Source organism: Streptomyces sp. URMC 126, from assembly GCF_051386555.1.
Classification (GTDB): domain Bacteria; phylum Actinomycetota; class Actinomycetes; order Streptomycetales; family Streptomycetaceae; genus Streptomyces.
The window spans coordinates 1-13596 of the sequence record NZ_JBPQTX010000027.1; the positions used below are offsets into that span (position 1 = coordinate 1).

A 13596-nucleotide genomic window follows, 5' to 3' on the forward strand; every position below is an offset into this window, starting at 1 on the left:
GGACGCGGGTGGTGTGGGAGGCGCCGTTGTAGCGGGACGGGGAGGGCGGAGCGGGTGTGCCCGGGGTTCCGGCCGTGCCCGCGGGACGGGGCGTGCCCGGGGTCCGGGCCGCTCCCGCGGGCCCGTCCGGGCGTCCCCTGAACGGTCCCCCTGCGGAAGCGGAGCGCCCGGATCCCGGGTCACGATCGCGTCCATGCGCCGCTTTCAGCGTTCCCATCCAGGCGGCGGCCGGCCGCGTCCGCACCGCTCCGGCCGCCGCCTCCGCCGCGACGGCTGCCTGGTCCTGTGCGTACTCGCCGTCACGGCGACGCCGGTGCTCGCCTCCCGGCCGCCCGCCTCCTACGCGGCCCCGGGCCTGCTCGCCCGCGCCACCTCGGAGGTGTACCGGCTGGCCCGCGAGGAGGCCCTGGTCAGGGAGCGCTACGCCCGGGCGGCGCCGGCCGCCCGGGAACGGCGGCGGGAGGCCGACCGGCTCGCCGAGCGGCTGAACGGCCTGCGGTTCGTCTCGGGGGTGCTGCGCGAGGACGCCGGGGCCGCCGCCCGGGCGCAGTACCGGACGGGCGGCTTCACCGCCCGCGAGAGCCCCCGGCTGCTGGACGACCCGCTGGAGCTGCTGTCCGTCCAGGAGGACGACACCGGACGACGGGAGTGGCTGGCCCGGCGGCTCAGCGAGACGGACGACCGCAGCCGGGCCCTCGCCGCCGAGGCGCGGGCGACCGCCCTGTCCTGGCAGGCGCTCGACCGGGACGCCGCCCACCTGCGGACCGCCCTTGACGCCGTGGGGAACCGGCTGACCGCCGCCCGCGGCCGGCTGGACGCGCTGGCCGCCGCCGAGGTCGCCGAGGGCCGCTGCCGGACGGCCGACCGCGACGGGCTCGGCCCGGACGACGGCGAACGGCCGTCCGGCGACCCGTCCGGCGACCCGTCCCGCCACCGCTGGACCCGCCCGGTGCACGGCTACCGGCTCTCCGCCGGATACGGCGGCTCCGGCGCGAACTGGTCCGGCACGCACACCGGCCAGGACTTCGCCGTACCCACAGGCACGCCCGTGCGCTCGGTCGGGCCCGGCACGGTGGTGTCCGCGGGGTGCGGCGGCGCTTTCGGCATCAGCCTGGTCATCCGGCATCCGGGCGGCTGGTACTCGCAGTACGCGCACCTGGCGGCGCCGTTCGTGGGGCCGGGGCGGCGGGTGCGGCCGGGGGAGTGGATCGGGTTGTCGGGGACGACGGGGAACTCGACCGGGCCTCACCTGCACTTCGAGGTGCGGACCACGCCGGAGTTCGGGTCGGCGGTGGATCCGGTGGAGTGGCTGCGGCGGCGGGGGGTGGGGGTGTGTGGGGGGGGGGGGGGACGGGCTGATACAGCCCGTCCGGCGCTTTGGGGGTCCGGGGGCTTGCCCCCGGGAAAACGGCGAAAGGGCGGGCCCGGGGCACCCCTCACCCGCAAGCCGCGCGCACGATCCGCTCGATCACCGCCGCGACCCCGTCCTCGTTGTTGGCGGCAGCCCGATGCGTCGTCGCGGCCAACACCTCGGGATGAGCATTGGCCATGGCGTAGGACGTCCCGGCCCACCCGAGCATCTCCAGGTCGTTGGGCATGTCGCCGAAGGCGACCACCTCCTCCGGCGCGATGCCGTGCTCCGCGCAGTACCCGGCCAGGGTGCTCGCCTTGCTGACGCCGAGCCCGCTGATCTCCAGCAGCGCGGTCGGGCTGGAGCGGGTGATCGAGCCGTGCTCGCCCGCCGCGGTGCGGGCCAGGGCGAGGAACGCGTCGGGGGCGAGCTCCGGGTGGTGGGCGAGCAGCTTGAGGATGGGGCCGCAGGGTTCGCCGGCGGCCGTCTCCGCCCCGGCGAAGTCGTCGGCCAGGAACTCCTCGGCGGGGGCGACGGTCGCGCCCGGGTCGAGCTGGTACGGCGGGTACCGCGGCTCGTAGTGGAAGCCGGTGGTGCGCTCGGCGGCGAACGAGGTGCCCGGGACGGCGGCGCGCAGCCGCTCCACGATGACGCGGGCGTCCGCCCGCTCCAGCGGCCGGACCTCGACGAACCGGCCGCCGCCCCGGAGATCGACGACGGCGGCGCCGTTCGCGCAGATCGCCAGGCCGTGCCCGTGCACATGGGCGCTCGCGACGTCCATCCAGCGTGCCGGGCGGCCGGTGACGAAGAAGACCTCGATCCCGGCCGCCTCGGCGGCGGCCAGCGCGGCCACGGTCCGGCCGGACACCGTCTTGTCGTCGCGCAGCAGCGTGCCGTCGAGGTCGGTGGCGATCAGCCGGGGTATCGGGGCGGTCCGGCCGGCGGCCGGGGTCTCGGGCTGCTCGGTAGCTGAAGTCACGGTTCCCATTGTCGGTGACCCATCGCGCCGCGGCGCACGGATGGGCGCGGCGGCGCGCTTTCGAGCCAGGGAATCGTCCGGGGACCGGCGGGATCCGTGGGAGGCTCAGCCGTCGGCGGCCAGCCGGCCGAGGGCCTCCGTCGCGATCCGCTCGAAGACCCGCTGATCGGCGGCGAAGTCGGAGTCGGGCACCGGCCAGTGGACGACGATCTCGGTGAAGCCGAGCTCGAAGTGGCGGCCCGCGAAGTCGACGAACGCCTCCAGCGACTGGAGCGGACCGTTCCGTTCCGGCGTAAAGCCGGTCAGCAGGATCTTGTCGAGCCCGGCGGCCTCCCGGCCGGCCTCCGCGCACGCCGCCTCCAGCTTGCCGAGCTGCCCGCGGAGGGCCGCCAGGGACTGCTCGGGGGTGCCGGTCTCGTACAGCTTCGGATCGCCCGTGGTCACCCACGCCTGCCCGTGCCGGGCGGCGAGCCGCAGCCCGCGCGGACCGGTGGCGGCGACGGCGAACGGCAGCCGGGGCCGCTGTACGCAGCCGGGGAGGGTACGGGCCTCGACCGCCGAGTAGAACCTGCCCTCGTGGGAGACGGCGCCTTCCGTCAGCAGCCGGTCGAGCAGCGGGACGAACTCGGCGAAGCGGTCCGCCCGCTCCCTCGGCGACCAGGGCTCCTGGCCCAGGGCGGTGGCGTCGAAGCCGTTGCCTCCGGCGCCGATGCCGAGCGTGATCCGCCCGCCCGACACGTCGTCCAGGGCCACCAGGTCCTTGGCCAGGGTGACGGGGTGCCGGAAGTTCGGCGAGGTGACCATGGTCCCCAGGCGCATCCGGCTCGTGGCGGCCGCGGCGGCGGTCAGGGTGGGGACCGCGGCGAACCACGGCCCGTCGCGGAACGTCCGCCACGAGATGTGGTCGTAGGTGTACGCGGCGTGGAACCCCAGCTCCTCGGCGCCCACCCACCGGTCGCGTCCCCCCTCCGACCAGCGGTGGAGGGGCAGGATCAAGGTACTGAGACGGTGCGCGGAAGCCATGGTTCCAGAGCCTAAGGCCCCGGACTCCCCGGTTCCGCCCCGGCGGGCGAAGGGCCGCGCAAGGCGCGAACGGCACGACCGGGGAGACGAGAGGGAGAATCGGGACAAGAGGAACCTTTCCCGGGTGCCGCGGTCACGGCGGCACGAGGACTGGGAGGCCGCTGTGCGGGAGACCACACGCTTCGCCCCCGACCGGGGGCTGACCACGCGCATGGTGGGCACGATGTTCTTCATCGGCCTGCTCTACGTCGTGTTCGTGGGCGGGCTGATCGTGCTGCTGCGCGGGGCGTGGCCGATCGTGCTGATCCTGGCCGGAGGGCTGTTCGTGGCCCAGTTCCGGTTCAGCGACCGCATCGCCGAGTTCGGCATGGGGGCGCGGGAGGTGACCGCCCGGGAGGCCCCGGAGCTGCACGGCGCGGTGGACCGGCTGTGCGCCCTGGCGGACATGCCCAAACCGCGCGTGGCCGTCGCCGACACCGACGTCCCCAACGCCTTCGCCACCGGCCGCAACCGGGACCACGCCCTGGTCTGCGCCACGACCGGACTGCTCCGCCGACTGGAGCCGGAGGAGCTCGAAGGGGTGCTGGCGCACGAGCTGAGCCACGTCGCCCACCGCGACGTGGCGGTGATGACCATCGCCTCCTTCCTGGGCGTGCTGGCCGGTCTGATCACGCGGATCGGGCTGTGGGGCGGGCTGCGCAGGGTGGGCGGCCGGGACGCCAACACGGCCCTGGTGATGGTGGTGGTCCCGCTGGTCAGCGCCGTCGTCTACGCCGTGAGCTTCCTGCTCACCCGGATGCTGTCGCGCTACCGGGAGCTGTCCGCCGACCGGGCCGCCGCGCTGCTGACGGGCCGCCCCTCGGCGCTCGCGTCCGCCCTCACCAAGGTGACCGGGCAGCTCGCCCGGATCCCCACCCGCGACCTGCGGCAGGCCGAGCCGTTCAACGCCTTCTGGTTCGCGCCCGCCCTCTCCAAGGAGACCCTGAGCGGCCTGCTCTCCTCGCACCCGCCGCTGGAACGGCGGCTGGACCAGCTCGGCAGGATCGCGGCGGACCTGGGACGGGCGGGGTGACGGCGACCCATGGGCTTCCTGGACGTCATCCTCGGGCGGAGCAAGCCGGTCCGCCCCGATCTCGACCGCCTCTTCGCCCTGCCGTCCGCCGCCCTGACGCTCCGGGCCGGCGCCGGGCTGGAGCCGACCGGCCTCGGCTCGGTCTGCTTCGCGAGCGTGGAGGGCGGGGCGTTCGACGCGCTGCGTGACGACGTCCGGCGGCTGCTCGACGCGGACACCGCGCGCGGCGGGACGCCCGTCGAGTTCCGCCGCGACCCCTACGGGTACACCTGGCTGCTCGCCCGGCGGCCACCGGACGACACCCCGGCCCTGGTCAACGACCTGCACGCGGTCAACACCCTGCTCGGGGAAGCCGGGTTCGGGCCGCAGCTGCTCTGCTCCCTGATGGGCTTCCGGGACCGGCGCGGCCGCTCCCTCGCCCTCGTCTACCTCTACAAGCGCGGCACGTTCTACCCCTTCGCGCCCGTCGAGGGCGCCCATGAGCGCCGCGACCACGAACTGGAGCTCCAGGCAAGGGCGTTGCTCGCCGACGGCCTGCGGATCGAGGAGGACCTGGGTCGCTGGTTCCCCGTATGGGGCGCGCCGGGCCTGTGACCGTCCCACGCGGCGAGGCTCCCGGCCGCCGCTACGGCGCGTGCTCCGGAGGGGCGCCCCGGCGGTGCCGGTCGGCCAGGCCGTCCATGACCCGCGCCCGGACCTCGCGCTCGGCCGCCGCCGCGAGGAACGCGCCGACGCCGTCCGGCCCGACCAGGTCCCGGACGGCGTCCACCGTGGCGGCGGGCAGCTCGACCGTCACCCGCGCGGCGTCGGCGGCGGACGCCGCGGGCCGCGGCGCGGACGCGTGCCGGTCCGCCTCCCCCAGGTGCCGGCGCAGGTTGCGGACGGCCAGCAGCCGCATGGCGCGGGCGAGTTCGGCGTCCACGGTCTGCTGGGCGAGGGGCCGCAGCCGCCGGACGAGCGCGGCGGCCCGGTCCGCCTCCTCCTCGGTCGGCGGGTGGTCGAGGTAGGGCCGGAAGACGTGTTCGTCGGTGAACTCGACGAAGCGGCCGGCCAGCCGCTCGACCTGGACGCGCACCTCCCGCAGATGGGCGAGGATGGCCGCGAGGGGCACGCCGGAGGAGTGCAGTTCGGCCGCGACGGCCAGCTCCTGCGGGCTCGGGACCAGGAAGGTGTCCGGGGAGCCCGGTACCGGTTCGAGGACGCCCAGCTCCACGGCGTCCTCGACGGCCGAGTCGTCCGGAACGCCCCCGAACCGTTCGACCAGCTCGGCGCGGGTGACGCGGCCGGTCCGCTCGTCCGACCACGGCCCGTCCACCTCCGCGACGAGCCCGAGGACGCCGCCCAGCCCCCGCCCGGCGTCCCAGGCGTCCAGCAGCTCCTTGATGCTGGCGAGCGTGTAGCCGCGCTCCAGGAGATCACCGATCCGCCGCAGCCGGGCCAGATGCGCGTCGCCGTAGACGTTCGCGCGGCCGCGCCGCTCGGGCTTGGGCAGGAGGCCCCGGTCCTGGTAGGCGCGGATCGTACGGACCGTGGCACCGCTGAGGTGGGCCAGGTCCTCGATCCGGTACGCCGGCGACTCGCTCACGGGGTACTCCTCACCGGCACCGTTCCCGTTCCTCTCCTCGCGCCGCGGCACCACGCGGCACGGACCGCACCCTACGACGCGACCGTACCGCCCGGCGCCCGTCCCCCGGTGGCGGCGGGGGAGGCGGCGAGGTAGGCGACGGCCCTGCTCAACGACCCTTCCTGGGAAGGGTGGTAAGCCCGCCGGAGGTAGCGCGGGATGGCCGCCCCCAGCTCGCGCCAGGTGGGCAGCAGCCCCTTGTCCACGGCGCGCTTGTGGTGGCGCAGCGTGTAGCGGAGCCGCTTGGCGAGCCGGGGGTCGTGCCGGATCAGGTAGGCGGCGCCGCGCCCCCACAGGTACGTCAGAACGGGCGCGGTGACCGCCATGCCGAGGACGCGCCGGGCGTAGCGGCCGGGCTCGTCGCCGCCGCAGTGCTGGTACATGTCGAAGGCCACCGACCGGTGCTCGACCTCCTCGGCGCCGTGCCAGCGCAGCAGGTCGAGCATCACCGGGTCGGGCCGGGCGGCGTCGAGGGCGTCGGCCCGCAGCACCCAGTCGCCGAGGACGGCCGTGAACTGTTCCACCGCCGCTATCACCGACAGCCGGAACCGCAGCCACTCCCGCTCGGAGAGCGGCAGCCCGAACGGGGGCCGCTCGCCGAGGAGCACGTCGAAGAGGAAGTCGACCTGTCTGGTGTAGGGGGTGGTGTCGAGCTTCTGGTGGGCCAGGTGGTCGAGGACGTAGGAGTGCTGGACGCTGTGGGTGGCCTCCTGGCCCATGAACCCCTTGACGTCCTTGAGCAGTTCGGGTTCCCGGACCAGCGGCAGGGCCTCCTTGAAGACCTTGACGAACCACCGCTCCCCGGCGGGCAGCAGCAGGTGCAGCACGTTGATGACGTGGGTGGCCGTCGGCTCGTCCGGGATCCAGTGCAGCGGCGTCTCCCGCCAGTCGAAGGAGACGCGCCGGGGGGTGATGGGGTGGTGGTCGGTGGTCATGCGGGTCCTCCTTCGAAGAGGTCCGATCAGAGCCGCGGCTCGGCGCGGGCCACGGCCTGCCGCAGGCGGGGGGCGAAGCGGGCGAGGAGGCGGAGGGCGTGCGCCTCGGGCGTGACGGGGACGACCGGCAGGTCGTCGTGGACGGCCCGGAGGATCGCGTCGGCCACCCGCTCCGGCGGGTAGTTCCGCCGCCCGTACAGCCGGGTGGCCCGCTCGCGCAGCCGGCGCTGCTCCTCCTCCGGGACGCCCGTGAAGAGGGTGGCGGACGTGATGCCCGTGGCGACGATGCCCGGGCAGACGGCGGTGACGCCGATGTCCCGGTCGCCGAGCTCGGCGCGCAGGCACTCCGAGAGCATCAGCACCGCGGCCTTCGAGGTGCTGTAGGCGGACAGCGTCCGGGACGGCTGGAAGGCGGCGGCCGAGGCGGTGTTGACGATGTGGCCGCCCTCGCCGCGCTCGGCCATCTGCCGGCCGAAGAGGCGGCAGCCGTGCAGCACGCCCCACAGGTTGACGTCCAGGGTCTGCCGCCAGGCCTCCGGCGGGGTGTCGAGGAACGGTCCCGCCACGCCGATGCCCGCGTTGTTGACCAGGACGTCGACGACGCCGTGGCGCTCGGCGGTACGGGCCGCCAGCTTCTCCATCGCCGCCTCGTCGGAGACGTCCACGCACTCGGCCCACGCCTCGGGTGCGCCGAGGAGCCGGGCGAGCTCGGCCGTGCGCGTGGCGCCCTCCGCGTCCCGGTCCACCGCGGCGACCCGCGCGCCCGCCTCGGCGAAGGCGAAGGCGGTGGCCCGGCCGATGCCGCTCGCGGCGCCGGTCACCAGGACGAGCCGCCCGGCGAAGCGCCGTTCGTACCGCTCGTAGCGTTCGGCGCGCGCCTTTCCGCCCGCCGGTACGCGCCGGGCCGGCGCGGGGGTGGGGGTGCCCGTCTGCCGTGCCACGAACTCTGTGATGCAGTCGGCGAGTTGGCCCGGGCGTGTGCGCGGGACCCAGTGGCCCGCGCGGACGGTCCGGCGCACCAGGTTGGGGGCCCAGCGCTCCAGGCCGTCGTAGAGGTGCTCGGAGAGGAACGGGTCGCCGGTCGGCGTGATCAGCTGCACGGGGGCGTGCGCGTACGCGTCGGGGCGCGGCCGGCGCGTCCGCTCCCGGACGTTGTCGCGGTAGAGCCAGGCGCCGTGGGCGGCGTCGTCCGGCAGGGACGCGGTGGGGTACGGGCCCCTCGGCACCTTCTCGGACCGTTCCAGCACGTCCGGCCACCGCTTGCCGAGCGGCCCGCGCCAGGCGGCCTCCGGCAGCAGCGGCGTGTGCAGCGCGTACACGTACCAGGAGCGGGCGCCCTGACCGAGCAGCTGCGCGGCGCGGCGCGGGGTGGGCCGGACGGCGCGGTCCTTGATCCAGTGGCCGAAGTGGTCGAGCGAGGGTCCGGAGACGGAGGTGAAGGAGGCGATCCGGCCCTCGGTGCGGCGGACCGTGGTGAACTCCCAGCCCTGCACGGATCCCCAGTCGTGCCCGACCAGGTGCACCGGGGCGTCCGGGCTGACGGCGTCCGCGACCGCGAGGAAGTCGTCCGTCAGCTTCTCCAGGGTGAAGCCGCCGCGCAGCGGGCTCGGCGCGGTCGACCGGCCGCAGCCGCGCACGTCGTAGAGCACCACATGGAAACGTTTCTTCAAGCGCTGGGCGACCGGTGCCCAGACCTCCTTGCTGTCCGGATAGCCGTGCAGCAGGACGATGGTGGGGTCGGCGGCGTCGCCCAGTTCGGCGACGCACAGCTCGACCCCGGCCGACCGCACCCGGCGCTCGCGCGCCCCTTCGAGCTCCGTGCCGAAGGCGTTCATCGTCCGGTTCCCTCCTGTCCGTCGTGACCCACTGCCTGTCGTTCCCGTACGCGGGGGAGGTGCCGGGCCCGCCGCACGTGCGGGAGGTCGTCGTCCAGCCAGAACGCGCTCTCCTCCGGATCCCGCGAGTCGGTGACCACCAGCAGCTCCTCGAACTTCACGCCCGTGCCGCGGAATCCGAGGTGCGGCTCGACCGCCCACAGCCCGGGCGTGGGCGGGTGGTCGGAGAAGCGGTACGGGCTCCACAGCGGCGACCAGCCCTCCCGGTGCCCGTGCAGCGCGTCGGAGGCCAGCCCCTTCAGCGCCTGGGTGCCGAAGCCGAGGACCCGGGGCGAGCGGCGCCGGTCCCGCACCCGGCCGACCTTGTGGGCGATCACCCCGAAGGGGTAGGCGCGGTGCCGGTTGGCGTAGCCCTGGCGCGTCATGAGCCGGTCGACGTCCTCGTAGACCGCGCGCAGCGGACGGCGCTCGCGGACGCCGCGCAGGATGAGGTCGCGGTGGTCCAGGAGGTCGTCGAGCATCCGGGCGTGCAGCGGGTCCGGTCCGAGGCAGCCCGAGTAGCCGACGTCGGCCGTGAACCCCCGGTACACCGGCGCCAGGTCCAGGACGAACGGCATCCCGGGGGCCAGCCGCCGCCCCGAGGGAAAGAACTGCGTGGGCACCCGGAAGCCGGTGAACGCCGTGCGGTCGCCGAACCAGGCGAACGGCAGGTGGAACCAGTCGCGCACCCCGCGCCGCCGCAGCCACTCCCGCTGCAGCCGGGCGGCGTCGCGCTCGGTCATCCCGGGGACGAGCTGCGCGGCGACGGCCTCGGCGCAGGCGTAGGCGAGGCGCTGCACCTCCCGGAATCCGGCCAGGTCCTCTGTGACGTGCGGTGACGCGGCGGTCTTCATGACGCAACCGTCCCTGCCGGTGCGGAAGTTGACACCGATGAATGTGACAATCTTCGACGGCTGCGTCAAGGGGTGCGGCGGCGGCCCGGCCTGGGCGCCGCTCTGTACTTACGCGCGGTCCGCCGTCCGCGCGCGGTCCGGGGCCGGTTCGGCGGGGTCGTCCGGGACCGTCGCCGGCCTGGTGTGGAGGACCTCGCGGGCCTGCTCGGCGGCGCGGACGATGCTCTCGCTGATGAAGTCGAGGAAGCGTGCGATGTTCTCCATGCGGACGGCTGCCGGGGTGCCCCGGCCGAGGACGGCGACCCCGTCCCGCGCGGTCGCGGCGAGCTGGGTGGTGCCGCGCGCGCTGGCCATCATGGACTGGTACCAGACGTCGTCGTCGACGACGTACCGCTCGCGGCGGCCCCCGTCCCGCTCCCGGCGGACGAGGCCCTGCTCCTCCAGGAACGCGACCGCCTTGGAGACCGACCCCGGACTGACCCGGAGCCGCCGGACGAGCTCGGACGCGGTGAGGCTGCCCGTGTCGCTCAGGCAGAGGCAGGCCAGCACGCGGGCCATCATCCTGGGCGTGCCGGACCGCACGAGGACGGCCGTGAACACCTCCTCGTACGCGCGCACCGCCTCGGCGTCGCGCCCGTACGGCTGAGGCGCCGCCTCCGGCCCCCGGGCGGCGGGCTGCCGGCGGCGGTGGGCGCGCTGTTCGGTGGCGCGGTGGGCGACGTCGGCGCGGTAGCCGGCGGGACCGCCGTTCCGCATCACCTCGCGCGTGACGGTCGAGGTGGGGCGGTCGAGGCGCCTGGCGATCTCGGCGTAGGCGAGGCCGTCGGCCAGGCCCAGCGCGATCTGCCGGCGTTCCTGCTGGGTGAGCCTGCCTCCCGGCATGGGGTTCTCCCTCTTCACGGTCGTACGAGGTGCTCACCGTAGCGTTCGGTGCGAGGTCATTGCAATGAACGGTCGGATGTGTGTTGCGTTGCTCTGTGGACCGTTGCAATGAAATTTCTGCTCTGACGTGCAGCTTTGCGGTCACCGCGCAACGTGGATGTTGTCGAAATGGCGAACGCAACGTAGCGTTTCCAACGTCAGAAACGAACGACCCGTCAGGAGCCCACCATGCTGAAGTTCGACACCCCCGCCGCCGTCACCACCGTCCTCGACCTCCCCGCCGGGCGCGTCCAGGTCATCGCCGCCGACCGGTCGGACACCACCGTCGAGGTGCTGCCGGCGAACGCCGCCAAGAGCCGCGACGTGAAGGCGGCGGAGCAGACCGAGGTCGTCTACGCCGACGGTGTCCTGCGGATCGCCTCCCGGGCGCCGAAGAACCAGTACTTCGGCCCCACCGGATCCGTCGAGGTCACCGTGCGGGTGCCCGCCGGCTCGCACGTCGAGGGGAAGTCGGGCAGCGCCGAACTGCGCGGCGTCGGCCGCCTCGGCGACGTCGTCTTCGACGGCGCGTACCGCACCGTCAAGATCGACGAGGCGGCGAGCCTCCGCCTCACCGTGACCGACGGCGACGTCGAGGTGGGCCGGCTCACCGGCCCGGCGGAGATCGGCACCGCGCGGGGCGACATCCGGATCGCCGAGGCGGTGCGCGGCACGGTCGTGCTCAGCGCCCAGTCCGGCGACATCTCCGTCACGGCCGCCCCCGGTGTCTCGGCCACCCTGGACGCCGGCACCACCTACGGCCGGGTGAGCAACGCCCTGAAGAACGACGGCACGGCCGGCCTCGCCATCCGCGCGACCACCGCCTACGGCGACATCACCGCCCGCGCCCTGTGAGAAGCGCCCCCGCCCCTGCTCCATCCCGCCCTCGCCCCGGTCCCGTACTTCCGGCCCACCCCCTACGGGACGATCAGCCTGGAGGACTAGGCGGAAGCCGTCACCTAGGGGGACGCCCGCTGTGGCCGGCGCCACTACCGTCGATGACGTGACAGTGATCGCCACCGAAAGCCTCAGCAAGCGGTACCCCAAGGTGACCGCGCTCGACCGGCTCTCCGTCGACATCACCCCGGGAGTGACGGGCCTGGTCGGCGCCAACGGAGCCGGCAAGTCGACGCTGATCAAGATCCTGCTGGGGCTGTCCCCGGCCACCGAGGGCAGCGCCCGGGTGCTCGGACTGGACGTGGCCACGGAGGGCGCGGCCATCCGGGAGCGGGTCGGCTACATGCCCGAGCACGACTGCCTGCCGCCCGACGTCTCGGCCACCGAGTTCGTCGTGCACATGGCGCGGATGTCCGGGCTGCCGCTGACCGCCGCGCGCGAGCGCACCGCGGACACCCTCCGGCACGTGGGCCTCTACGAGGAGCGCTACCGCCCGATGGGCGGCTACTCCACGGGGATGAAGCAGCGGGTGAAACTGGCCCAGGCCCTGGTCCACGACCCCCGCCTGGTGCTGCTCGACGAGCCGACCAACGGCCTCGACCCCGTCGGCCGCGACGAGATGCTCGCCCTGATCCGCCGGGTCCACACCGACTTCGGGATCTCGGTGCTGGTCACCTCCCACCTCCTCGGCGAACTGGAGCGCACCTGCGACCACGTCGTCGTCATCGACGGCGGCCGGCTGCTGCGCTCCTCCGCCACCAGTGACTTCACCCAGGCCACCGGCTCCCTCGCCGTCGAGGTCACCGACACCGACGCCCACCCGGACGGGACGGGCGCCCTCGGCGCGGCCCTCACGGCCGCCGGGCTCGCGGTGCGGGCCGCCGGCGGCGCGGGCGGGTACCCGGCGGCGGGCGGCGGGCACGTGCTGCTCGTCGACCTCGCCGGGGACGAGACGTACGACGTCGTGCGCGACGCGGTGGCCGGGCTCGGGCTGGGCCTGGTGCGGATGGAACAGCGCCGGCACCGCATCGCCGAGGTGTTCAGGACCGACGGCGCTCCCGCCGGCCACGCCGCCGACGGCGCTCCCACCGACCACAGCCAGCGGGAAAGGGGCACGTCCCATGCCGCCTGAGACCAGGCCCACGCCCGCCCAGGACGTGATCCACAACATCGGCTACCGGCCGTACACCGGCCCCCGCCTGGGCCGCGGCTACGCCCGCCGCTCGCTCTGGTCGCAGAGCCTGCGCGGCGCCTACGGACTGGGCCGCTCGGCCAAGTCCAAGGTCCTGCCGATGACGCTGCTCGCGGTGATGTGCGCCCCGGCCGCGATCATCGTCGCGGTGGCCGTCGCCACCAAGATGAGCGACCTGCCCGTCGAGTACACGCGGTACGCGATCCTCCTCCAGGCCGTCATCGGGCTCTACCTCGCCGCCCAGGCGCCGCAGGCGGTCTCCCGGGACCTGCGCTTCCGGACGATCCCGCTCTACTTCTCCCGTCCGATCGAGCGCGTGGACTACGTCCTGGCCAAGTACGCCGCGCTCGCCTCGGCGCTGTTCCTGCTCACCGCGGCACCCCTGCTGATCCTCTACGTGGGCGCCCTGCTCGCGAAGCTCGGCTTCGCCGCCCAGACGAAAGCCTTCGCCCAAGGACTGGTCTCCGTGGCCCTGTTGTCCCTCCTCTTCGCCGGTCTCGGCCTGGTCGTCGCGGCCCTCACCCCGCGCCGCGGCTTCGGCGTGGCGGCCGTGATCGCGGTCCTCACCATCTCGTACGGCGCCGTGAGCACCGTCCAGGGCATCGCCCTCGCCCAGGACGAGACCCATGTCATCGGCTGGCTGGGCCTGTTCTCCCCGGTCACCCTCGTCGACGGGGTGCAGACGGCGTTCCTCGGCGCGACGTCCAGCTTCCCCGGCGGCCACGGCCCGGGCACCGGCGCGGGGATCGTCTACCTGCTCGTCGTCCTCGCGCTGATCGCCGGCTCGTACGGGCTGCTGATGCGCCGCTACCGGAAGGCCGGACTGTGAGCGGCCACCCGTCCCCCGATCACCACCCCCGAAGGAACGGGCCGC

Annotated in this window: 12 protein-coding genes and 2 pseudogenes; 6 read left to right on the forward strand and 8 right to left on the reverse strand. The window is 74.6% G+C overall.

The window, feature by feature from the left end; all coding sequences use genetic code 11:
- A pseudogene (locus ACSNOK_RS05605) lies at positions 1-934 on the reverse strand (hypothetical protein); the annotation flags it as partial.
- 15 nt (positions 935-949) lie between these two features.
- Here ACSNOK_RS05605 and ACSNOK_RS05610 point away from each other — a divergent pair.
- Positions 950-1288 (forward strand): annotated as a pseudogene (locus ACSNOK_RS05610) (M23 family metallopeptidase); the annotation flags it as partial.
- Between the two features lie 148 nt (positions 1289-1436).
- Here the strand turns inward: ACSNOK_RS05610 and ACSNOK_RS05615 are convergent.
- Positions 1437-2339 carry an HAD family hydrolase gene (locus ACSNOK_RS05615; RefSeq protein ID WP_436779444.1) on the reverse strand — a complete coding sequence of 301 codons (903 nt, stop codon included), beginning with the start codon at positions 2337-2339 and terminating at the stop codon, positions 1437-1439.
- Positions 2340-2435: 96 nt separating this feature from the next.
- Positions 2436-3353, reverse strand: coding sequence for an LLM class flavin-dependent oxidoreductase (locus ACSNOK_RS05620; RefSeq protein WP_436779445.1), 918 nt, complete (start codon positions 3351-3353; stop codon positions 2436-2438).
- Positions 3354-3516: 163 nt separating this feature from the next.
- Here ACSNOK_RS05620 and htpX point away from each other — a divergent pair, with 163 nt between their 5' ends.
- Both htpX and pspAB read left to right on the forward strand, forming a co-directional pair.
- The gene (htpX, locus tag ACSNOK_RS05625) at positions 3517-4425 is read left to right on the forward strand and encodes a zinc metalloprotease HtpX (RefSeq protein WP_436779446.1); all 909 of its coding nucleotides are present in this window, start codon (positions 3517-3519) and stop codon (positions 4423-4425) included.
- Positions 4426-4434: 9 nt separating this feature from the next.
- Positions 4435-5019: a PspA-associated protein PspAB gene (gene pspAB / locus ACSNOK_RS05630; protein ID WP_436779447.1), complete on the forward strand. Its 585-nt coding sequence runs from the start codon at positions 4435-4437 to the stop codon at positions 5017-5019.
- 31 nt (positions 5020-5050) lie between these two features.
- On the opposite strand, the gene ACSNOK_RS05635 is transcribed toward pspAB, so the two are convergent.
- From ACSNOK_RS05635 to ACSNOK_RS05655, 5 genes are all read right to left on the reverse strand, one after another.
- The gene (locus ACSNOK_RS05635; RefSeq protein WP_436779448.1) at positions 5051-6010 is read right to left on the reverse strand and encodes a MerR family transcriptional regulator; all 960 of its coding nucleotides are present in this window, start codon (positions 6008-6010) and stop codon (positions 5051-5053) included.
- A 71-nt stretch (positions 6011-6081) separates the two neighbouring features.
- On the reverse strand, positions 6082-6984 hold the full coding sequence (locus ACSNOK_RS05640; protein ID WP_436779449.1) for a metal-dependent hydrolase: 903 nt from the start codon (positions 6982-6984) through the stop codon (positions 6082-6084).
- A 26-nt stretch (positions 6985-7010) separates the two neighbouring features.
- Positions 7011-8819 (reverse strand): SDR family oxidoreductase, encoded by a 1809-nt coding sequence (locus ACSNOK_RS05645; protein ID WP_436779450.1) that lies wholly within the window; start codon positions 8817-8819, stop codon positions 7011-7013.
- Positions 8816-9712: a M24 family metallopeptidase gene (locus tag ACSNOK_RS05650; RefSeq protein ID WP_436779451.1), complete on the reverse strand. Its 897-nt coding sequence runs from the start codon at positions 9710-9712 to the stop codon at positions 8816-8818. Before ACSNOK_RS05650 ends, ACSNOK_RS05645 begins: the two co-directional genes overlap by 4 nt.
- Before the next feature lie 108 nt (positions 9713-9820).
- Positions 9821-10594, reverse strand: coding sequence for a helix-turn-helix domain-containing protein (locus ACSNOK_RS05655; protein WP_436779452.1), 774 nt, complete (start codon positions 10592-10594; stop codon positions 9821-9823).
- A 228-nt stretch (positions 10595-10822) separates the two neighbouring features.
- On the opposite strand from ACSNOK_RS05655, the gene ACSNOK_RS05660 reads away from it, so the two are divergent.
- From ACSNOK_RS05660 to ACSNOK_RS05670, 3 genes are all read left to right on the forward strand, one after another.
- The gene (locus ACSNOK_RS05660) at positions 10823-11488 is read left to right on the forward strand and encodes a DUF4097 family beta strand repeat-containing protein (RefSeq protein ID WP_436779453.1); all 666 of its coding nucleotides are present in this window, start codon (positions 10823-10825) and stop codon (positions 11486-11488) included.
- Between the two features lie 121 nt (positions 11489-11609).
- The gene (locus tag ACSNOK_RS05665; protein WP_436779454.1) at positions 11610-12662 is read left to right on the forward strand and encodes an ABC transporter ATP-binding protein; all 1053 of its coding nucleotides are present in this window, start codon (positions 11610-11612) and stop codon (positions 12660-12662) included.
- Positions 12652-13551: an ABC transporter permease subunit gene (locus ACSNOK_RS05670; protein ID WP_436779455.1), complete on the forward strand. Its 900-nt coding sequence runs from the start codon at positions 12652-12654 to the stop codon at positions 13549-13551. The genes ACSNOK_RS05665 and ACSNOK_RS05670 overlap by 11 nt, the downstream gene beginning before the upstream one ends.
- The last annotated feature ends 45 nt before the right edge of the window (positions 13552-13596 follow it).

Excerpts from the sequence above, each read along its gene's own strand:
- ACSNOK_RS05615 (WP_436779444.1), bottom strand. The coding sequence starts at position 2,339 with ATGGGAACCGTGACTTCAGCTACCGAGCAGCCCGAGACCCCGGCCGCC.
- ACSNOK_RS05620 (WP_436779445.1), bottom strand. The coding sequence starts at position 3,353 with ATGGCTTCCGCGCACCGTCTCAGTACCTTGATCCTGCCCCTCCACCGC.
- pspAB (WP_436779447.1), top strand. The coding sequence starts at position 4,435 with ATGGGCTTCCTGGACGTCATCCTCGGGCGGAGCAAGCCGGTCCGCCCC.
- ACSNOK_RS05640 (WP_436779449.1), bottom strand. The coding sequence starts at position 6,984 with ATGACCACCGACCACCACCCCATCACCCCCCGGCGCGTCTCCTTCGAC.
- ACSNOK_RS05645 (WP_436779450.1), bottom strand. The coding sequence starts at position 8,819 with ATGAACGCCTTCGGCACGGAGCTCGAAGGGGCGCGCGAGCGCCGGGTG.
- ACSNOK_RS05650 (WP_436779451.1), bottom strand. The coding sequence starts at position 9,712 with ATGAAGACCGCCGCGTCACCGCACGTCACAGAGGACCTGGCCGGATTC.
- ACSNOK_RS05655 (WP_436779452.1), bottom strand. The coding sequence starts at position 10,594 with ATGCCGGGAGGCAGGCTCACCCAGCAGGAACGCCGGCAGATCGCGCTG.
- ACSNOK_RS05660 (WP_436779453.1), top strand. The coding sequence starts at position 10,823 with ATGCTGAAGTTCGACACCCCCGCCGCCGTCACCACCGTCCTCGACCTC.
- ACSNOK_RS05670 (WP_436779455.1), top strand. The coding sequence starts at position 12,652 with ATGCCGCCTGAGACCAGGCCCACGCCCGCCCAGGACGTGATCCACAAC.